12 protein-coding genes are annotated in these 22260 nt (G+C 44.3%); 8 read left to right on the top strand and 4 right to left on the bottom strand.

What is annotated here, in order from left to right; translation table 11 throughout:
- Position 1: 1 nt before the first annotated feature.
- Genes ACE1TF_RS13955 through ACE1TF_RS13945 form a run of 3 tightly spaced genes read left to right on the top strand, consistent with a single transcriptional unit; the run spans position 2 to position 3876 of the window.
- Entirely contained in the window at positions 2-1453 is a 1452-nt protein-coding gene (locus ACE1TF_RS13955) for an SLC13 family permease (protein ID WP_375017633.1), read from the top strand.
- Positions 1454-1471: 18 nt separating this feature from the next.
- Complete coding sequence (locus ACE1TF_RS13950; RefSeq protein ID WP_375017631.1) at positions 1472-2683, top strand: M20 family metallopeptidase; 1212 nt, start codon at positions 1472-1474, stop codon at positions 2681-2683.
- Complete coding sequence (locus ACE1TF_RS13945) at positions 2680-3876, top strand: M20 family metallopeptidase (RefSeq protein WP_375017629.1); 1197 nt, start codon at positions 2680-2682, stop codon at positions 3874-3876. The genes ACE1TF_RS13950 and ACE1TF_RS13945 overlap by 4 nt, the downstream gene beginning before the upstream one ends.
- Before the next feature lie 696 nt (positions 3877-4572).
- Here ACE1TF_RS13945 and ACE1TF_RS13940 read toward each other — a convergent pair.
- Positions 4573-5598 (bottom strand): C40 family peptidase, encoded by a 1026-nt coding sequence (locus tag ACE1TF_RS13940; RefSeq protein WP_375017627.1) that lies wholly within the window; start codon positions 5596-5598, stop codon positions 4573-4575.
- 403 nt (positions 5599-6001) lie between these two features.
- Between ACE1TF_RS13940 and ACE1TF_RS13935 the strand changes: the two genes are divergently transcribed.
- From ACE1TF_RS13935 to ACE1TF_RS13925, 3 genes are all read left to right on the top strand, one after another.
- Positions 6002-6793, top strand: a complete 792-nt coding sequence (locus tag ACE1TF_RS13935) for a DUF6612 family protein (protein ID WP_375017625.1) — start codon at positions 6002-6004, stop codon at positions 6791-6793.
- Positions 6794-7312: 519 nt separating this feature from the next.
- Positions 7313-11710: an S-layer homology domain-containing protein gene (locus tag ACE1TF_RS13930; RefSeq protein WP_375017623.1), complete on the top strand. Its 4398-nt coding sequence runs from the start codon at positions 7313-7315 to the stop codon at positions 11708-11710.
- Positions 11711-12584: 874 nt separating this feature from the next.
- Positions 12585-12839: a hypothetical protein gene (locus ACE1TF_RS13925; protein WP_375017621.1), complete on the top strand. Its 255-nt coding sequence runs from the start codon at positions 12585-12587 to the stop codon at positions 12837-12839.
- Between the two features lie 97 nt (positions 12840-12936).
- Here ACE1TF_RS13925 and ACE1TF_RS13920 read toward each other — a convergent pair whose 3' ends face one another.
- Positions 12937-16602, bottom strand: a complete 3666-nt coding sequence (locus ACE1TF_RS13920; protein WP_375017619.1) for a hypothetical protein — start codon at positions 16600-16602, stop codon at positions 12937-12939.
- Between the two features lie 228 nt (positions 16603-16830).
- Between ACE1TF_RS13920 and ACE1TF_RS13915 the strand changes: the two genes are divergently transcribed.
- Positions 16831-17706: a tyrosine-type recombinase/integrase gene (locus tag ACE1TF_RS13915; RefSeq protein ID WP_375017617.1), complete on the top strand. Its 876-nt coding sequence runs from the start codon at positions 16831-16833 to the stop codon at positions 17704-17706.
- Between the two features lie 241 nt (positions 17707-17947).
- Here the strand turns inward: ACE1TF_RS13915 and ACE1TF_RS13910 are convergent, their stop codons facing one another.
- Positions 17948-19564 carry a glutathione ABC transporter substrate-binding protein gene (locus ACE1TF_RS13910; protein WP_375017615.1) on the bottom strand — a complete coding sequence of 539 codons (1617 nt, stop codon included), beginning with the start codon at positions 19562-19564 and terminating at the stop codon, positions 17948-17950.
- Positions 19565-19580: 16 nt separating this feature from the next.
- Positions 19581-20762: a M24 family metallopeptidase gene (locus ACE1TF_RS13905; protein WP_375017613.1), complete on the bottom strand. Its 1182-nt coding sequence runs from the start codon at positions 20760-20762 to the stop codon at positions 19581-19583.
- Positions 20763-20904: 142 nt separating this feature from the next.
- Here ACE1TF_RS13905 and ACE1TF_RS13900 point away from each other — a divergent pair, with 142 nt between their 5' ends.
- Positions 20905-21792, top strand: a complete 888-nt coding sequence (locus ACE1TF_RS13900) for a LysR family transcriptional regulator (RefSeq protein ID WP_375017611.1) — start codon at positions 20905-20907, stop codon at positions 21790-21792.
- Positions 21793-22260 lie beyond the last annotated feature (468 nt).

Below are 22260 nucleotides of genomic sequence, written 5' to 3'. Positions count from 1 at the left end.
GATGCCAATCGAACCTGAAAAAACGCATACTCCACGAAAGCGCATCTTTACCGAGCCCGTCTATAAATATTTGTTCGTCTCCGCTGCTCTTTTGTTTCTTGTGATGTCCCCGTTATTGCCGGTCCCTGCAGAAATGGGGGAACGAGGCTGGAGTACGCTGGCCATCGTATTTCTAGGTATCTGTCTTTGGTTTACAGGATTAATCCCTCCCGCAGTCACAGCAATGATGATCATTGTGCTCTTTCCATTGTTTGGTGTACTTGGCTTTGAAGAATCAGCCAGTACATTGGGTCGTGAAGTCATCTGGTTGATTATTGCCATGCTAATGATGGGTGCAGCCGTTGAAAAAACAGGGATGGACAAGCGGATTACTTACAATATGTTGGTCTTTACGAGAGGAAACATGAATTTAATCACTCTAGCCCTCATTACTGCAGGTTTTATTCTTACATTTTTTGTTCCTAATGCAATTGGTCGCGTTGTTGTGCTTGTCCCGATTGCGCTAGGCATTGTCCACTCCATAGGCGGAGATGAAAACCCTAATGTCGGTAAGGCGAGTATGTTTGCGATTACGTATACGCCGATCATTTGTGCCGTCGGGCTCATCACCGGTGCTACGGGATCGGTTTATGCTGCTAGCTTGTTTGAGTCGATGCTAGGATATAGCTGGACCTATGTGTATTGGATGGTTGTCATGCTTCCGAGCACAGCTGCTACCTTGCTCGTATTGTGGCTCGTCATCAGCTGGATGTTCCCGGTTAAAAACGTCAATAAACGTGCGGGTTTAGACTACTTCCATAAAGAAAAAGACAAGCTTGGTCGGATGTCTATGAATGAAAAAAAGCTTGTAGCGCTTTATGCAGTTCTCATACTGCTTTGGATTACACAGCCTGTCCACGGTTTCTCCATCTCACTCTCAGCTCTGATTATCGTCATTTTTCTCTACCTTCCAGGTATGGAAATTATGGTGTGGAAAGAAACGGTGAAAACTGTCGATTGGTCAGTACCTATTCTTTTTGCTGCCGGATTTACGATGGCACTTGCCTTTGAAGCAGGGGGGATTGTCAGCTGGGCATCATCATTGGCATCAGCGCATCTGAACGAACTTCCGCCACTGTGGCTGGCTGCTACACTACTCGGTGCCTTTTCGCTCATTCGTATTGGGTTTACAAACATGACGGCAATGATTGCGTCAATGTTGCCAGTCGCATTAACGTTTGCCGTTGGCACAAGTTTTAACCCGGTGTGGCTCGGCATGATCTGTTTGGCTGCCTGCAGTACAGGGTTTCTTTTTCCGTCTCAATCCATTGGTACGATGACTACGTATTCATTAGGGTATTACACAAGCCAAGAACTTCTGAAAGTCGGTACGTGGATCACAATCGCTGTTTTCGTGTTCACATTGCTTGCTGCGTTTCTATACTGGCCATGCATTGGTCTGCCCATTCATTAATAAAGAGGAGGAATTACCTTGAACAAACAAGTCCTTTCTGCAAACAAACAACTCATTGCTTCTGCTGTCGATACCCGTAAAGATGAACTGCGGGAACTTGCGCTCAACATTCACGCTCATCCAGAATTAGGCTATCAGGAATTTAAAGCGTCAACATGGCTCAGTGATTGCTTGGAAAAAGACGGGTTCATCGTAGAACGTGGAACGGCCGGTCTGGAGACGGCCTTTTCTGCTGTATGGGAAGGTAAACCAGGTGGACCGACACTCGGTATACTCGCTGAATACGACGCCTTACCTGGTCTAGGTCATGCATGTGGGCATAATCTTATCGGCACATCATCCGTTGGTGCCGCCCTAGCATTAAAAGATGCATTCCCGGAGCTCCCTGCCAAAATTCAAGTGCTTGGTACACCGGCTGAAGAGGGCCTTGGCGGGAAAGTTATTATGTGCGAAGAGGGTGTTTTTGATGATCTTGATGCGGCGATGATGTGTCACCCAAAAAACCAAACGATGGTACTGCGCGGTGGTTTAGCTCGTGTAAGCGCAACGTTCAAATTTTTTGGAAAAGAGTCTCATGCCGCATCCGCACCGGAAAAAGGCATTAGTGCACTGGACGCAGTCATCCAAAGTTTTCACGCAATTAATAGCCTTCGTCAGTTTTTTACCGATGACGTTCGCATTCACGGTGTCATTACAAAAGGCGGAGATGCCGCAAATATTGTACCGGGATACAGTGAAGCGCAGTTCCTTATTCGAAGCAATACACGGACAATGCTTGAAGAAGTGAAGGAGAAAGTCTATGCCGCTGTCCGTCAATCCGCTGCTAGCGTCGGCGCGAAGTGTGAGATTGATGAGCACCTCGTTTACGCAGAACGAAACACGAACGTATCCTTAGCCATGCTATTTAAAGAGAATCTTGAGGCCATGGGAATCGCTGTTCAAGCCCCGCCTGCTCAAGGTGGTATTGGTTCATCAGACATAGGCAATGTCAGTCAAATCGTTCCGACAATTCACCCATATGTAAAAATTGGGGAAGCGACCAACCATACACATGAGTTCACTGAGGAAACGAAATCTGAGGGTGGAATTGCGGGTATGATCCAGGCAGCAAAAGCGCTCGCCATGACAGCTTATGATTTGAGCGTACAGCCCGAAGCACTTCAACAAGTTAAAGATGAATTCAAAAAATGGGAAGAAGAAAAGAACGATAAAGGAGTGGTGAATCAATGATTACAGAAAACATTTCCGTGGAAAAAGATAAACTGCTCGTAGCATTAAACAATCATGACAACGCGTTGCGAGATCTAGCCCTGAAAATCCATGCTCATCCGGAGCTTTCCTTCAATGAACAAAAAGCTGTGGGGTGGCTCACATCCTACCTACAAAAAGAAGGATTCAAGGTGAATCAAGGGGTCGCTGGTTTGGAAACAGCATTCACTGCCGAATGGGAAGGGGCACCAGGCGGTCCGATTATCGGGATCCTTGCAGAGTATGATGCCTTGCCTACACTTGGCCATGCATGCGGACACAACCTCATTGGAACAGCTGCAGTAGGAGCGGCCGTGGCGTTAAAGGAGGCCTTTCCCGCATTGCCCGGGAAGATAAGAGTCATCGGTACACCCGCAGAAGAAGGCGGAGGTGGAAAAATATACATGTGTGATGCAGGCGTTTTTGACGATCTGGACGTAGCGATGATGGTTCATCCTAAAAACAGTTCGATGGTTCTTCGAGGTGGCCTCGCCTGCGTGAGCGCGAAATTAAAGTTCTTCGGCAAAGAATCACATGCGGCTTCTGCTCCTGAAAAAGGCATAAGCGCCCTGGATGCAATGCTCAATAGCTATAGCGCCATCAATAGTTTGCGCCAATTCTTCACAGATGACGTTCGGATTCATGGGATTGTTACCCATGGTGGCGATGCGGCTAACATTGTACCCGGATACTGTGAAGCAGAATTTATTATTCGAGCGTCAACAAGAAAACAGTTGTTGGAAGTTAAAAGCAAAGTTTTCGAATCGGCACGTCAAGCAAGCCGTGCCGTTGGTGCGGAGTGTGAAATTGATGAAGGACTGGTCTATGCGGAGCGCAACAACAATAAAGCACTTGCCCATCTATTCCAAGCCAATTGGGAAACAATAGGTGTTGAAGTGGTAGAGCCCCCAAAGGTGGGAGGAATCGGGTCATCTGACATCGGCAACGTCGGCCAAGTCACCGCCACAATTCATCCGTATATAAAAATCGGTGAAAGCATTAATCATACGTTTGAGTTTACAGACGAAACAAAATCCGAGGGTGGCATGATCGGGATGCACCAGGCCGCCGCAGGTTTAGCAATGACTGCATACGACCTTTGCACAGATGCAGAAGCGCTCAAAAACGTCCGAAATGAATTCGAAAATTGGAAAAAAGAAAACGACAAACAATAAACTCGAAGCCTAAGCAATAAGACGGGGATACGAATGAAGAACAAACATGTGTCGGCGCGCCGCGCCGAAGCAAGATCGGTTTCGTTTCGGCCCCGCCGGGGCCGTCCAAGATTGTTCGGTGTTTGGCAGAATTCCCAAACTCGCGCGCAGAACGCGGGTTCGTCCCGCTCCTGCCACTCCGCCCCCCTGCGGCAACCGGCCCAAAAACCAATCTCTGCATCCCCATAGCCAAACCCCTAACATCTTGTCGGCGCGCCGCGCCGATCCAAGACCGGTTCGGTTTTCGGACCCACCCGGGGCCGACAGGTCGCTAGGTGTTTGGGTGGAATCTGCGCGCGAGTTTGGTAAAGTCAACGCTAAAAGCGTTAAAAAGCGCAAACTTGCGCGCAGAATACCTGTGGCCCACCCTCTGCTTTACGCTCCCCACAAAAAAATCAAAAAAAGTTTTAAAAACAGGTTTAGTTTCTTCGGAAATGGTGAATATCATAAGTAACCCCATACCCCCTTAGTTATATATATGACCGGGCGCTATCCCCTGAATGCGAACGGTCGCTGGAGTGAATGAGAGTACATAGAACTCTTCAGAAGCTCCGGTACATATTGGAGGCCGCAAGAGGATTGCCCTCTTGCGGCCTTACGCGTTTCTTCCTATTATAAAGAAAACCCGCAAGGCGGCTGCCTCACGGGTTGGTTCACTTAGTCAAGTTGTAGGGCACTGTGCAAGAATGAAGCGAAATGTGCACGTGTCGCTGGGCGATTCGGTTGGAAATTACCGTTGTTTCCGCTGGATATACCAGCAGCGGTAAAGGCATTGATTGCATCGTAGTGTTGATGATCTTTGCTGATGTCGTTAAAGTCCTCGTCAGTAGTATAGTCGTCAAGGTCAAAAGCGTTATAGAAGACGGCAGCAACATGAGAGCGAGTCATTGGAGCAGCTGGTGAGAATTCATTGTTAGAGTTTCCGCCAAATAATCCTGCTTGCTCAACGGCTGCGATTGCTTCTGCGTTATGATGGTTACTTGGTACATCAGCAAATCCTGGATCTCCATCTGCGCTTAAGTCAAGTGCTCGTGCAATAAGTGTAGCAGCTTGTCCGCGATTTAACTCAAGTCCAGGTCTAAAAGTGTAATCTGAGTAGCCATTGATGATGCCTTGCTCACCAAGGTTAGTAATCGATCTGTAAGCAAAGTAATCAGAGTTTACATCATGGTATTGACCTGATGGTAGCGGTTCAGGTGTTGTCTCAGAAGCAACCTCTTCTTGCTCCGTAAGGACACGCTGTGCACCGACATAGCGGCTTCCCCAGTAGTATGGGTCGTTGATGCTGACGATGGATACGCCGCGTGAAGATGCGGAGTGGATCATGTCGCCTCCACCGATGTACATGCCGGAGTGGGATACGCCGCTTCCGGATGTGTTAAAGAAAACTAAATCTCCAGGTTGTAAGTTGCTTTTCGATACGCTTTGGCCGGCATTTGATTGTGCGGCGGCAGTTCGCGGTATGTCTTGGTCGAGTGCGCGATCGAAGATGTAGACGAGATACCCTGAGCAATCAAAGCCACTCGGTGATGTCCCTCCGAATCGATACGGTGTCCCCAAATGTTTCTTTCCTTCTGCAATCACTTCGCTTGCAGCTGAAGATGCGCTCGCTGGTGTGTAGTCTGCAGCAAATGCAGAGATCGCCAGCACGGCACTTGCCGCAGCCATTAAGAATTTACGCAATGTTACTTTCCCCTTCCCCCGTAGCACCCCTGCTACTTAAGTAATGAATCATAAAACTATGTAAGTATGTAATTGTGTTTGTTAATTGTCGTGTTGGTTGAACAATTCATAGTCTATCATAGGAAAATAGCCATGACGTTTACAGTTATGTAACAAGTTAAAGACAGAATGAAACATTATATGTCACAATATCGTAAAATAAAGGCAGTTTGAGCTTCATAACGACGATGGTTCGACAGAATTCTCCGTGCAAATGTCGATTCTTGCCGCATTCCTCACGTATAAGTCCCGAAAAGCGCACAGTATTCTCCTTTGTAACATGGTTGTAACAACACTATACAAAGAATTGAGAATCGGCTAGAATGAGTAAAGAATTGAACTAGAGGATACAAAAGGAGTTCATATGAAGAAATTGGCATTGTCGGTTGGACTATCGCTTCTTGTAGTTATGGCAGCATGTGGTGAGCAGGACCGCCCAGAAGATATATACAATCGATCCATGGATGTGATGGATGAATCGACGGAAAGTACACACTTTAAACAGTGGCAGACATTAAATGTAAATGGTGAATCCGTAAGAATTCAATCTCGTGGTGCAGTTCAGCTGCAACCTTTTGATTTGTACATGATGGCAACGTTAGACTTGATTGACTTTAATGAACCACTTGATTATTCATTCCGTGTTGATGGCAATGATGCCTACATTATTGAAGACGGAGAACCTCGTCAGTTTGCAGATGATGCACATGATACTGTTGTAAACATGATTAATCCCATTGATGAGATGCAAAGGTATAAGCCTTATGAACAATCAATGCTAATGAAAGAAATAGAAGATTATTATGAAGTTTCTTTCCGAACAGATGTAAACGATCATATTCCATTAGTATTGGAGAAGATGCAACAATGGGGTATGGAAGATGAGCTAGATGGAGCCATTGAGGATAGTATTGATGTGCAACGAATAGATATGGTGGCTTTCATTGATAAGGAGACGTACGAGCTTCATCAATTGGACACTCGTTACCGGTTTATTGTGGAGTTGCAAGGCGACCTACAGCAATTCGATGATCAGCAGAGTTTGCGATTTGAGTACATTAATGAAGTAGAGGGCGATGTTGAAGAATTTGTCCGTTGGGTACTTGAAGAAGAGCAGCGAGTAGATGAAGAAGAAGAGGAAGAAGAAGAGGAATGATAAGATAAGAATCTCCTATTAGTGGAGGTTCTTATTTTATATACATATTTCTACAGATTATAAGCCTAAAGAATCAATCCCCTTTTTTGAAAAAAGATTCTATGAATTTAAAATAAGTGACTTAACTCCTGTTTTAAAAAAGAAAATTAAAATCATACGGAAAAAACTAGCAATATTTGTCGTCATATTGTAAAATAAATGACAACTTGTCGAAATATCCATACTAATGCAAGCTAACATGGAATAAATTGCATGGATTTATGAAAAACCGCCTAGTTTTTAATTGACAGGTGGTTTTCAAGGTCTATATAATGAATGTTGGTAGTCTTGCAATCTAGGAAAATATGGTGATTGACTAAGTTACCGAGGAGGCGATGAGGAACGAGTTACTAATGATCACAGTGTAGTTTGACCATTTGTCGCCCGTCCGAAATGTCTCAGCAATTAAGAATGGCGGTACAAAGTTGTTTCATAATTCAAAAGAGACAACTTGTGCATTATACAAAAGGAGGAGTAAGAATGGCTTACCAACCAAAGTCTTACCGAAAGTTTATTGCAGGTACGATGACTGCAGCAATGGCAGCATCAGCATTTGCTGTCACAACGCCTCAGCAAGTTGCTGACGCACAAGAGCAAAGATTCTCGGATGTAGCACCAACGCACCACGCGTATGAAACAATTCAAAGAGCAGCAGATCGAGGAATTGTGAACGGTTATTCCGATGGTACATACCGTCCAAGTGAGCAACTCATCCGTGGGCAAGCAGCACGTATGATCGCAAACGCAATTGACTTAGATACACCACCTGTAACATCAACACCTTTTGAAGACCTAAGTGCTGAAAGCGTATATGCTGATGTAGCAGTTGCAATGCATGCAGAAGGTATCATCATTGGACGTCATGGCGGTACGCAATTTGATGCAGGTACAGTCATCTCTCGTGAGCAAATGGCTTCTATCCTCGTTCGTGCATTCGACCTAGAACCAATTCCAGGTGCAGACACGAACTTCACTGATCTTGACGACGCTTATGAAGCTCACCTTGAGAACATTGAAATTCTTGCTCACCACGGTATTACAAGTGTTGAGAGTGGTCTTTTCCGCCCGAAACAAGCAGTTGACCGTACACAAATGGCTGTATTCCTTGACCGTGCCATGGACGTACGCAACACATTGGATGCTGGAATTGTAAGCGCACAAGCACTTAACAGCCAAACTGTTGACGTAACATTCGCTGAGGAAGTTACTGCAGCTGACGCTGAGCAATTCGCATTCCCTGGTCTTGAAGTGCTCGACGCTAACGTCGTTGCAGACGAAGATGGCAACAACACCATTGTTCGCCTTACAACTTCAACACAAACTGCAGATGAAGAATATCGTCTTTACTACAATGGAGACCGCACTTCTATTACATTCACAGGTAGTGGCGCTGAAGCAACAACTCCGGTTGATGTAACAGAAGTTACTGCGATCACTCCTTACGGCATTTATGTAGAATTTGACGCTCCAGGCGAAGAGCTCGTAGACGCAACTGTCGTTGTTCAAGATCCTAATGGAACAACTCATGAAGTGTATCCACAAGACCTTGCTGCTGACGATACGGAAGCACTCTTCGAATTCGTTGAAGCCCCTGTATTCCCTGAAGCAGGTACGTGGATCGTTAACGGTGTGAACTACACAATGGAATTCGGCATCGGTGTAGAAGCTCTTGACCGCATCGGTGAAACGGTAGAACTTACTTTCAATGCTACAGTAGAAGAACTTTCCGTAAACGACATTGTCGTTCGTGACGCAATCACAAACGAGCGCCGTGGAATTGCTTCTGTTGTTCTTGCAGAAGATGGAAGATCAGCTCAAGTTAGCTTCTTGCCATCATCTGATCAAGGTGGCGGTGCATTCTTAGAGCCACTTCGTGAGTACAACTTCCAAATGACGATTCCTGGATTCCCACCTGCAACTTATACATTTGAGCGTCCAGCGTACCTTGAAAATGTACGTGTGGTTGACTCAAGCGCGAGCGACGAAACAGTCACTTTTAACGATGGAACAACATTGAATGCATATGAAGGAACAGACTTCGAAGCTGTTCTTGGTACAGGTGGTACAGTAGCATTCAACAGTAGCTATGACATCGTTGATTTCTTCATCGCTGACGAAGAAGTACTTCTAGGTGCTGTAACCGATGTACGTTTTGTAGGCACTGGTGACAACCGCAGACCAGTAGAAATTGCTCTTAATGGTGAGTGGTATGACCTTGCTGATGGTTATGACCTTCGTTACAACGGCGAAGTTGGAACATCGCTCGCATCTGTAGGCGGCCCAACAGCTGACTATGCAAAATTTGTTTTGAACAGCCAAGGCGAAGTTGCATTCTACGATGCGTATGATTGGGATGCTTCAATTCTTGTTGAAGAAGTAAATGACGGAATCGTCTCTGGATTCGGTCAAGAACTTGACGTTAACGATTACACAATCGTTGAAGATGGTCAAACGATCAGCTACGGCGATCTAACTCGTGGGGATAACCTTTTCTTCAATGACGATGCAGAGTATGCGGAAGTATACAATGATGTCGTTGTAGGAAACATCGACCGTATCTTCCAAAACAGCGTAGTTATTGATGGAGAAGAGTATGATTTTGATACAGAATCAGCTTACTACATTGATGAAAATGGTGAAGTCAGACCACTGAATGCGCTAGTTTTTGAAGACTTCGAGAACAGTGATGAGCCAGTATCTCTATACCTTAACCGCGCAGGCGAAATCTCCTTTGTTCTTGGTGACCTAGGAAGCCTAGTACGTAGTGAAGATGGTGCTTACCTTACCGCGGATGCAAATGCGTTCACACAAGGTGCTAGAAGCATTGTTGAACTTAACTACGTAAACACTGCTGGTGAAGAGGATGATGTCACTTTAACTAACCAATCGATTACTACGTTGAATGGTTATACGCCTGGTCAAGTGGTTTCTAGTGACGATAATCGAATTGTAGATGACTTTGAATTCACTTTCGATGATGATGGTACTGGCTCAATTCAAATCAGTGCTGAGGGTGCATTAATTAGTACTGTTACTTTCGACGAAAACAATAATGTTGAAGGACAAGTCATTGATCTTGTTCGCAACTCAGATGGTGAAGTTGTAGGGCTTAATACTCTCGAGCCAGCATCAAGCTTTAATGTTGGTCGTGATTTAGACTCTGCAAGTGTGGGCCAAAACTTCCTTAACCTTGGTACTGAAGAGAATCCAGCTAACGTTCGCGTATTCAGCGCAACCCCAGTGTTCCTACAAGATGGAGCAGGTAATATCGAGGGTGTATATAGCTGGGGCGAGATTGAAGAATTCGATCTAGTACATGAAGCAACTGTATACCACAGCAACAACACTGATGGCGTCGTTGATTACTTGGTCGTTGATATCGACAATACAGATATCGAGAGTGCGGTAACAGAGTATAACGTCGTTGTAGACAGCGTTACGCTAAATGCTGCAGGAACTGAAGTTGCTCGACTTACTGCCATCGTGAATGGTGAACGTCAAACATTTGATGTCGACCTCGACGATGACAATGAAGGCAATGACATTGATCTTGTAAACGCTGAAAATGCAGAAGATGAAACTGTACGTGGTCTTTTAGCCGAAATCGGCGTGAACGAAGATGGAGTCGTTACAGAGCTTGGTGGCGTTGACTCTAATTCAGTTGTAGCTGGTGAGTTAACTGTTGAATCACTTACGAATCGTACAGTGAGCTTCGAAGTAGATGGTGTACAAACAACATTTACTATTGAAGCTGACGGCTATCTTGTAAGCAACACAGGTGACACTCTAACAATCAATACTTCAAACCTTAACTGGTTAAGTGATATTGGTGAAGACAACAGCGTTCGCGCAGTCCTAGCTGAAGACAACAGTCGTTTCATTGATTACATCGTGATTGATGACGCTGGTGAAGATGCTGAAGATCCAATCGAAGAAGATCCAGATGTTGATGAATTTGAAACAATTGAGGAAGGCGTATTAGCAGTCAGAAGTGCAGTTACACAAGATCAAACAACAGCCTTCAGAAGTGCGATTAGAGGATTATTCGATATTGCTGAAACAGACATTGAGTTATTTGAGGGACTTATGAGTGCTTACCAAAGTGAACTTGCTGCAGATGATGATGCTCTCGCCACTTTCCCTGGAATAAGAGATGTAGTTTCTTTAGTAAATGGAAGCAACACTGTTAATGCTTCTTTTGATGAAGTTGATTTAGATCTAACGGTTTCTGCACCATCTGGAGCAGATGGAGACTTCGAGTTAGCTGTAGCCGATGTAACGGTAACAGTCGCTGATGATAATGATAATGAAGTTACCATTGACGCTGATGGAGAAGTAGAAGATGGCGAATATACACTTAGCTTAGCTGAACTTACTAATGGTGAGTACTCTGCAACAGTTGATATCGCTGGATTCCCTGGTACAGAAGTAGAGGATATTGAAATTCCAAATCATGTTGATAATGTAACTACGAGCTATAATGCACCTGATGATTCAATGAACCCACAAGGCGGTATTGGAGTAAATATTGCATTTGGAAGCAACATCAGCTCAATATTAGAAGATGTGGATGCATTATCAGTTACCCTTCTTAGAAATGATACTGAACTAGCAACAAATGTTCTAAATAATAATTACGATACTGAAGGAACAACGAGTATTGATTCTCCGTTTAACTTCGGTCGATCTGAAGTAGATTCACAGTTTGCTTGGGATCGTGGACTTTATCCATTGGCTGAGGAAGAGCCAACTGAAGTTGATGTACCAACACAAGTACGTGTTGATTATGAAATTAACGGCGTTTCCTATAGTGTGACTAGAGATGTTGATGAAGTAGACATTCCTAGTGATGACTCCGAAAATGGAGAAGAAAGTTAATAAAATAATCGAAACGTTCTCTGCTGGGCTCTAATTACAAGAGTATACCAGTTAGAAAGAACCCCACCTCTCAGGAGGCGGGGTTCTTTCTAACTGTTTTGTGGAATTTGATTGGTGAGAGTCCAATTCGTGGTTCAGCAAGTTTCACACAACCCCGTGCTTAATCTCCTGCGTCCAGTGACACGCATTTCCGTGGAAGGGGCGAAGTCAGGTGAAGTCGTAGCGCCAATGGGCGAGCGGAGCTCCTTAAAAGGTTCCTATGGCTAGGATGACGAATCCGTGTAGATGGGGCTGGAGAGAGCAGGTGCTTTGGCAAATATCGCATGCTAGGGTTTCGGCATCTGCCCTCCTTACGATAGGTTGCAGTCGTAATTGCTGTAGTCGACGTCTCTCTTGCTCGAGAGCGGGAGTCTAAGGGAATCAAAACAAGGGATACACATAACGGAACGTTTGAAGCTTACAATGGAGAGGCTGAAATGAGCCAATGACCGTTGTAAGTGGCAGCGGATTCGTAGTAACTGTGAAGCCTGCCGTTTGCACAATAATAATCGGCTAGTGTGACCCCCTATTTCACACTAGCAACGGAGAAGGAGCTAATTGGCTCCTTCCTTTTTGTTATGCAAAAATAAGGTATTTGTCAGTTTATGTGTCTTGAGTGGGCTTTTATTTGATAAATATTCTAAACTAGACACTTTGTCCGTCGAAGCTATTGAACATAGGTCTTTCCTTCATCATACTTTTCTCAACAAGTGGGGGCTTGTTGTGCGAAGTTATTGACGGATCGCCGCGTGCGATGAAAGTCGCCTGCGTGGTGAATGCCTGATCGTGAGACAGGAATAGCGAATCCGTACCAGACAATTTTGACTTTCGAGAGGTGATACAAAAAACAATACATCAAGCATCCATTACTGTCACTTTTAATTTTGATGAGCCACAAGATGGAAGTGTAATCGTAGAAATGATTACTCCAGAAAGCCGTGAGTGGGGTCAGATCGAGTTGCGTGAAGATGCCTATCATCTCCCTATAAATCAACGTGCAGAAACAATGTTCCGCTTACGTGTTGACGGTGGAGTGTACAATTGTCAATACAGTCGAAAGTACATCTTAGAAGATATTAAAGCAACGTAAAGTTAAGCGTTCAAGGTAGAATTTATATATTGTGCGCACATAAACTTAGAAAAAGACAGGGTCTGCTTAAGTGCAGATCCTGTCTTTATACTTATGATTATTGAATTTCAAACTCTGCAGCGTTTGCGAGAGCATTAATAGCTTGACTAAAGCTACCAAATGTTTCCCCATCGAATGCTTCGTTATAAATACTACGCTTAATAGCATTACTATTCGAGTTTACTTCTGCTACTAAGTCTCTTACTACATTAAGAGTTCGTTCATTAGCTGTGGCTGGGTTGTCCCCAGGAGCAACTGCTAAGAAATCGTTAGGAATAGATTCTAAGGCAGTAACAGCATCAGCCAATCCTTGGTCAACCGAGCTAATCGATGTAGAAGAAGTATATTCATTTGCTAGTGTGTTAACGTTTTCTGTAACCGTTCTAAACGTAACTGCGTGAGCAAATAGGTTCTGAACTTCTTCAATTGAACCGAAGCTATCACCTTTGTTTGCAAGCACATCAGCAAACACAACGTCTTGTCTCTCAGGGACTAGTGCATTATATGCTTCATTTCCAAGCTCAAGGTCAGTAATGAATAGAGCTTGTAGGTCAGCTGCGGAATCAGCATCATTTAATTCGAAGAGGGTTCTCTCTTCATTAGATACAGTAAACGTAACAGCATCAGAGAATGCTTGATCATCTACTGAGACTACAACACTATACTCACCCTCATCTAAAGCAGGATCAAAAGTAATTGTTGCGGCAAAGTCAGCACCAGACTCTGGATCCAAGTCGCCAGCTACTGTTGAAGGTACTGACTCACCCTCACCATCAACTATTGCAACTTCTACTTCACTTTCAGCATCTACATTAATATTGGTGAATGAAGCGTCTAGAGATACACTATCTAAATCATAGTCATAGTCACCAAGTGTAGATATAGTAATGCTCGCTGGCAACGCAGCGTCATTTACATCATTTACTGCACCTTCAATCCCTGCAAGATCTAAAGCAGTGTTGTCCGGTCCTTGTAACTCATTAATTCTATTAGCATACTCAGCAAATAATGTTTCGTTAATTTCTGCATTGAATTCTGGATATATAGTGTTCAATGTGTTCAGTGCTGGAATAATGTTATCGGCAGTTGCATTGTTTACATTTGCTAGAGAAACAGTTCTGTTTGTTTGATTTACAAAATTAGATAGACTACTAAGTGTACGCTCACCAGTGTACCTGTCTACATATTGATCAGCATAAGCATCAAAAACTGGCATTGCCAAGTTATCTGGTGTAGTACTTAGATCGAATAATCCTCTAAGGTTATTAGTAAATTCAGCATTCCTATTCCCAGCAAATGCATCTCTAATTGCAGTAATTGCTTCTGCTTCGTTTTCAAATTGAGGAGTTTCACCTGGTTCGTCGTCGTCCCCATCTCCATCATCAACAGCCTCGCCATTAATAACTACAATGTCAACAAAGCGTGTACCTGCTTGAGCAAGAAGCACATCAACTGTGTCTCCATCTTCTAAGTTATTAACTAGTGTGCTGAATGAAGTTGTTGAAGGTTGGCCGTCGCCACGATTGTCAATGACGTAACCGCCGCTTTCAAGTTGGAAGTTTTCAGTACGCCCATCAAGAGTGAACTCTCTATTTGTATTGCTAGTAGCTGTTACTGTTGCTCCTGAGATAAGTTGTCCATCAGCAAACCCTGCATTTCCAACAACAACATCGTTATTATTGAGTACAAGGTTTACTACAGTACCTTGAGTAAGGTTAGTAGGAAGCGCGCCAGCTTCTACATTGTAAGTGACATACTCTCCATTTTCTAGAACACGTACTCTTGTCACTTGAGTTCCTTGAGCATTCAACCATGTGCGGTCAACAACTGAGGTAACTCCCTCATCTGCTTGATCAACACCTGCTTGCTCTCTTGTGACTACGATGTAGTCAGCAACACCTGCGTGTTGGTTGTCAGCATAGACAGTACCGCCAGTGATAAGGTCGAAGTCTTCGATGTTGCCCCAAGTGTAAATTTCGTCTACTTGATTAGTAGCTTCGTTGTAAAGGATAACCGGTGTACCACTGTACGTACGGCTGTTTCCAATGAAGTTTTCGCCAACATCTACCGGGAAGTCATTGGTGGTAATGTCGTCGTTTACGTTCAACGCGCGGATACCAACAATATCTCCATCATTGTTCTTGATAAGCTCAGGTACACTTGCAGCTGCAAACGTAGCTTCTAGAGAGTCAATGATCTGTAGAGTATCTTCATTAGTGAAGTTTACAGTTACAGAACCAGTTCCGCTATTTTCTACGTCTGTGTACGTGAAGCTTTGAACAACACGGTTATCATTTGCTAGAGGGCTCACTTGTCCTCTTACAAATCCGTTGATCTGTTGTAAACCTTGGATATGGAGTGATTCACTTGCTGTTTCACCGCTAAGATCAGTGAAGGATAGCTCTAGAATTCCTCTGTTTCCTTGTGTGAATGAGTTTGCATTCGCACTAAGGAAGACGCCGTCTCCAGTTCGAAGCATGCCATCCATGTCACCAAGTACGAAGGAGATTTCACCAGCACGGTTTAGGTAAAGTGTTACAGGCTCGTCTGCATCAACAAATCCTTCTAGGATTGGTGCATCTAGTGGCTGTACATTACCATTCTCATCAACGTAACGTGCACCTTCAAGAGAGTACTCTGTACCATCTACGATTACACTGTTGCTGAATACTTCTTCTACTTCACCAACTACGATGTTGTTGAATACCTCTGCGTACTCATACTCGTCGTTGTAGTAAAGATTGTCACCACGTTGAAGGTCGTTAACATTGATCGTTTGACCACCTTCAATGACTGTGTAATCAGAAGCGTCAATTTCTTGACCGAAGCCAGAAACAATTCCGTCTTCAACTTCTTCAACAAGGATTGGTGCATCAAGATCCCAATCATAAGCATCATAGAATGCTACTTCGCCTGAGCTGTTCAAGACGAACTTCGCGTAGTCAGCAGTTGGCTCACCATCGCCAAGATCTCCAGCTAGTGATTCCCCTACTACACCTTGATAACGCATTGCATAACCTTCTTCAAGGTCATACCATTCGCCATTCAATTCGATTTCAACTGGTGTGCCTCCAGACGTACGAACGTCGGTAACCGCACCGTAAAGTACTTCTTCTTCATCGATAAAGAAGTCAACGATGTCATCGTTGCTATCATACGCAACTGTACCACCAGTACCTAGAACCGCTTCGAAGTCTGTACCTTCTGGCGCGTTTAGAGTTGTATCATCTGAATCATTGAAAGTAAGTGTTCCGTTGCTCGCACTTGAATCTACAACACGTACTTCTTCAAGGAACGCAGGGCGCTCATAGATGTACGTTGCTGGCGCGAAACCAGGAATTGTAAGTCTGAACTCGTATGGTGTTAATGGAGCAAGAAATGCGCCGCCTTCACTCTCTACGAATTGTACTGTAGCCACGTTGCCGTCGACTTCAATATCTTGAATTCCTTGGCGTACACGCGTGTTTGCGTTACGTACAACAAGGTTGTTTGGTGCGATTTCGTCTACTTCTGCGTTGAAGACAACTTCAACAACTTGGCCTTGGTTATCAAGGGTTTCAACAGATGCGATACCGAAATCTACAGTGAAGTCAACACCGTTAACTGTCCATGTACCTGCATGCACAAGTGAAAGTGGTGTTTCGAATTCGAATACTGCTTCTGTAGCGCCTGCTTCGATGTCCTGAGCAACAACTGGAACGTTTGTCCCGTTAGGGTTTGTCACAACAACAGTTGCATCTACAAGGTCTTCAGTAACACCGTCAAGTTGTACTGCAATTCCTTCAGTTGTGATTTCTGTGACTTCTGTTACATCAACCGGAGTTATTCGTCTTTATTTCGAGAATATGTTACATTTTTATGGTAAATATTGAACAGTGTTCATGTGAGACTTTTATCATGATTGGCTTTTACTAGAGAGAGATTATTTACACGTTGGAGAGGAGAATGTGAGATGAGTGAATCCAAGGAATTCAGAAAAGCAATGCTTTTATTTGAAAGATATATGGACAGTCGAGATCGAAGTGATCGAACGATTATCGGGTATCGACGAGATCTCACAATGGTTGAAAATTATTTAAAGAATCGGTACGGTTCACGAATCTATGTTCATGACGTGACGACGAACGATATCGAAGATTATTTGTTGATGCTTAAGGTAGAGAAACAATATAAAGCGAGCAGTCGTAATCGTCATATCGGAGCGTTGAAGTCGTTTTATAAATTTTGCCAGCGGGAAGGTTGGGCGAGCGCCAGTCCTCTGGAACAAATCGAAAAGATTCGCGGCCCACAAAAGGAACGGGAAATTCTGGAGTTTAATGAAGTGAACACCTTTATTACCGCCATTGACCACCCGCTCATTCGCGTCGTTGCCCAATGCCTCTACTATACGGGCCTACGAATCTCTGAATGTTTAGGGTTACGCTATGAGGATGTGAACCTTGAGAGAAGGCGGATATGGGTGTCGGCAGGGAAGGGGAACAAAAGCCGAAGTGTACCAATTAATGAGCGGTTGTTGTTTATTTTGGCAGACTATCTAGATGTGCAAACGGATAGTGGCTCGTCCGAGTATTTCTTTGCAACAAAGAAGTCAGGGCAGCTCTCAAACGTTTATGTGAACCGGATACTTGATCGAACCCGCGTGAAACTAGGATGGAGGAAGCGGGTGAGTGCCCATACGTTCCGACACTCGTTTGCCTCACACCTCGTGCGTAAAGGAGTGAACATCGCCGATATTCAGAAAATATTAGGTCATTCGGATTTAAAAACAACGAGCGTATACTTGCACACCGACCAAGACTCATTATTGGCATCCGTTGACTTGTTATAAATAGGCGTCGCCTTGAAAGGGACGAACGCTAGTGTTGTAGCAGCAGGTGTTCCTAAGATATTCTACGAAGATGTCACCTATTTGCGGTGAATGCTAATCGTTCAGCGTGTTGGGCTATAGCACAGTAAAGTTATGGGTGCTGTATTATGAAAATCAAATGATTAGAAGCGTGTACCGCTGACGAATGGCTAAAATGCCTTGTAGTTGAGTAGCCCACTACAAGGCATTTCTTTTTTCTACATCAATAGCCTTCGCCGTTGCTGCTTTCTTCCAAATAGACTTCACGGAATGAATGATGTTCTGAGGCGAATTGCTGAAACCCTTGAACATCTGCATGCACACCTAAGATGTAGTTCGGATTGACAAAATCAATACGCGGGACGTCTTCTGCTAAGATTGTCTGAACGTCTTGGTACAGTTCTTCGCGATGAGCGTCGTCGCTTTCCTGTCGTGCTTCAATAAGCATTTCGTCAACGTCTTCATTCTCGTAAAACATGCGGTTCCCCGGCCCTCCGAAATTCGCGGAATGGAACTGGCGATAAAGGGCGTCATTTGGGTCTCCCAGGTTGTTCGACCAGCCGAGCATTGACATATCATGCTGACCATCAGCGGTTTCACTTAATAGCGTTCCCCACTCAAGCTGTTGCAACGACACATCAATGTTTAGTGTCTCCTTGAGCCGATCTTGAATATACTCTCCTGCTTGCAAAGCAAGCGCGTCACTTTCTTCGACCCATAGCGTCGTTGAAAAGCCACCAGCAACGTCTGTTTCAGACAACAATGCCTGTGCTTCATCTACATTATAAGCTGGGTAAGCGGCATTCGGGTTATAGCCGAAGATGAATTCGTTAATGGCGGCTGTCGCTTTGCTTCCGTAGTCGCCGTAAAGTCCTTCGACAAGCGAGTCCGTATCAATCGCCGCTGCAATCGCCTGACGGACGGTCGGATCATCAAACGGTTCAGATTGAACGTTAAACCCAAAGTAGTTGGAGCGCATGCTTTCTGTTGCCAGTAAGTTTGCGTGCGTCATGGACTCAACCAGGCTACTGTTTACAGGTTCAATATCATCGGCAATATGAACCTCACCCGTATCAAGCATGGCGATGCGCGTCGATTGCTCAGGGACAATCTGATACGTTAAGTGATCGAGGTGGGCCTCTTCTCCCCAGTAGTCATCGTGTTTAGTAAACGCAATGCTGTTTCCTTGATCCCAAGAATCAAAGATGAATGGACCAGTACCGACAGGGTGAAGATCGAGATTGTGATTGCCTGCGGCCTCATCTTCCATTGCTTTTGGACTAATGATGCCGCCTCCAAAGTGCGATAAATTATTCGGCAACGATAAAAATGGCTCTTCCGTCACGATGTGCACGACGTGGTCGTTGATCACCTCGACCTGTTCAATCATATTGAATTGCGAAGCCATTGGAGAGGCAACTTCTGGGTCTAACACACGGTCAAAGTTGGCTTTTACCGCTTCTGCATTAAACGTTTCACCGTCATGGAAGGTGACGTCTTGTTCCAATATAAACTCCCACGTATGATCGTCCAATTGTTCGTAACTTTCAGCTAGAAGGGGTTGCAAATCCATGTTTTCATCAGGAGCAACTAAGGTCTCGTACACATTTAATTTAACCGTTCCGGATGTACGGTCACTTGCACCATGGGCATCAAGATCGGTAATGTCCGCTGGAATGGCCATGGTTAATTCCCCACCCGCAGTGGGCTCGCTAGCAGAATCAGCATTGGCATCGGCTTCTGATTCAGTATCTTGATTCGGTGTTTCTTCTAAATCAGTTGAACAACCAGCAATCATGAACAAAGCGCTGAGTAAAAATACAAATCGTATGTGACGCATTAAAACCATCCCCTTTTTAAGTAATAATGAGCGATTCCAGGTCACGCGGATAATAGGTTAACATTTCCATACCCTCGTTCGTAATCAGGATGGTATCTGAATGCCTAAAGCCACCGAGACCTTGAACGAATAACCCAGGTTCTACGGAGAACACCATTCCTGCCTCAAGAACGGTGGCGTCCCCGGTATCAAAAAACGGGGCCTCGTGAGTGTGAACAAGGCCGAGAGCGTGCCCAGTGTGATGCAGCGACAAGTGGGAAATTCCTTCCTCTTTAAAATAATCTTGGACAGCGATGTCCACAGCGGACGCCTTAACCCCTGGCTTAATGGCATCAAACGCAATTTCTTGTGCGGTTTTCATGTGGTTGAAGTAGCGCTCTTGTTCTTTGCTCACTTCTTCAACGAACATCGTTCGCTCAAGTTCACTAATGTAGCCCCACACATGGGCTGCAGCTTGGGAAATGACATTATAGCCACGTTTTAAAACTAAATTTTGATTTTGTGAGTGTGGAAAAGCGGAATGGGGTCCGATCTGACCACGATAGAAAGCATGAGCTGGACTTCCGTTTGGTAAATATCCTTTCCCGAGCGTTTCAATCATCGCCAATGTCGCTTCCGCTGTTGCCTGTGTCTCAATCTCAACTTCTGTTTTGCCCGCGTTTGAATATTTGACGAGAAGTGAATGGGCGAGGTTCGCCCAGCGGCACGATTCTTTGATCAATTCAACTTCATTTTTAGATTTCACACTTCTCAATTCTTCCACAAGACCGTAGACCGATGTATAATGATTATCGAGCAATTCACTCAGCTTCGGCCCCCGATATCCTTTAGGGGAGCTGTAGCCGTCGCCATCAATCCCAATGGTTAATTGAGTCATACCTATCGAATGAAGATAATCTTTAAAATGTTCCATCGGGTGTTTAAGCCCGGGGTACTCAGGATAATCGTGAACGTGATCAACAAGGGCATACGTCTCTGCATGATGTTTTTCCATTAAAGGAACGAAGAGGTGAGAGCTGCCTTTTTGATCAAAAACTAAGGCAATGGGCCGTTCCGAGGGCCGAAAGTGAAACGCGGTCAAGTAAAAAATATCGATGGATGCGTACAAAATGGCTCCGTCAATGTTACGATCTTGCAATCGCTGTTTAAATATACGTTGCCTCTCTTTAATTTCAGTCTGGGGGATTTTCAGTAGCATGATGAACACCCTCTCATTTTTTCTAAATAGTATTTCATTTAGCATAACAAAGGTGAAGGCGCTTTCATCATACTTATGAGTCGGTGTATAATACGCAATAAGTATTAAACAAATATTTAAATTACGAGGGAGAGATTTATGCGTGGAGCTTAGACATTTACGCTATTTTATTGCGGTCGCCGAAGAACTTCACTTCGGTAATGCCGCCAAAAAATTAAAAATTTCCCAACCTCCACTTAGCGCGCAAATCAAAGAGCTTGAAGAAGAATTAGGTGTTCAGCTATTCGAACGGACAAAGCGGACAGTCGCTCTCACTGAAGCGGGGAAATACTATTACGAAATGTCACGTAAAACATTACAGCGAATTGATAAAGATCGGGATACTGTACAAGTTATCGCCCGTGGTGAACAAGGAAAAGTTGCCATCGGTTTTGGAGGATCGGTCGTCTATGAAATCTTACCGAAAGTATTGAAACAAATTAAGAAGAGTTTCCCGAAACTTGAGCTACACGTCTCGCAGCAGACGACAAATCAGCAAATGGCATCACTAAAAACGGGGGAGATCGACATCGCTCTGCTCGTCCCGCCAGTTGATGATGAAGATATTCATACATTCCCTTTTTACAGGGAGGCACTGATTGTCTGCTTGCCGAAGACTCACCCTCTCGCTAAGGTACCGGAACCATTGACGATGGAACAGCTGCATAAAGAACCATTAATCGTCAGCCCCCGTTCAGCAGGGGAAGGCTATTTCGATGCGATAAATGCCCTCTTTATTAAGTCACATACGACAATGAACATTTCTCAATATTCAACAGAACAACAGACCATGGTATCCCTCGTCGCTGCTGAATTCGGCATTTCCTTCGTTCCAGAGTCAACCCGACTCATCAAACATGAAAACGTTGTCTATCGACAAATTGATGTTCTCCATCATAAAGAAACGGTCCTTGCCTGGAGTAAAGCAACGCAAGTGCCGGTCGTTCACCGGATTGTGGAGTTGCTGCAAAAGATGAAATCGGAGAGGTAACGGACACGCTTTACGCGATCCTCACCCTATTGGCTTCTTTTTTTGACAAATGGATAAAAAAAGCAAAACAAGCTGCCCATGCAAGAAACTGCTTACGGCTCACGTGTAGTTGGATCGATAGAGAAAATAGAGAACCATCAATTCATTAATTTGTTCATCCATATCCTTTGTATAAACGCAGCGAAGAGACACCTTCCCTTCACGTTTTCAATTCTCGGTGGTCAGCAACAGGGATACTCTGCCAGTCTATTTTAAACATAGTAGCGTATGTTGTGAAAAACTGAAATTTTTAAATAGCAATCATCCCAACAAGATTTTCACTATGCGCTGTAGGAAAGATTATTGAACTACTCCACACCACGAAGATGATAATGGCATGTTAAACTAGATTATCTAAACGATTTCACGAGTGAAAACCTATGCTGCGTCATTCAGCAATACCTAAGTACAGGCCAACAAAATGATCGA

The sequence above is a fragment of the Geomicrobium sp. JSM 1781026 genome (assembly GCF_041949955.1).
GTDB lineage: Bacteria > Bacillota > Bacilli > Bacillales > Marinococcaceae > Geomicrobium_A.
This window is presented reverse-complemented; position numbering and strand designations above follow the sequence as displayed.

Coding starts and splice junctions, on each gene's coding strand:
- ACE1TF_RS13915 (WP_375017617.1), top strand. CDS start 16,831: ATGAGTGAATCCAAGGAATTCAGAAAAGCAATGCTTTTATTTGAAAGA.
- ACE1TF_RS13945 (WP_375017629.1), top strand. CDS start 2,680: ATGATTACAGAAAACATTTCCGTGGAAAAAGATAAACTGCTCGTAGCA.
- ACE1TF_RS13930 (WP_375017623.1), top strand. CDS start 7,313: ATGGCTTACCAACCAAAGTCTTACCGAAAGTTTATTGCAGGTACGATG.
- ACE1TF_RS13955 (WP_375017633.1), top strand. CDS start 2: ATGCCAATCGAACCTGAAAAAACGCATACTCCACGAAAGCGCATCTTT.
- ACE1TF_RS13910 (WP_375017615.1), bottom strand. CDS start 19,564: ATGCGTCACATACGATTTGTATTTTTACTCAGCGCTTTGTTCATGATT.
- ACE1TF_RS13935 (WP_375017625.1), top strand. CDS start 6,002: ATGAAGAAATTGGCATTGTCGGTTGGACTATCGCTTCTTGTAGTTATG.
- ACE1TF_RS13905 (WP_375017613.1), bottom strand. CDS start 20,762: ATGCTACTGAAAATCCCCCAGACTGAAATTAAAGAGAGGCAACGTATA.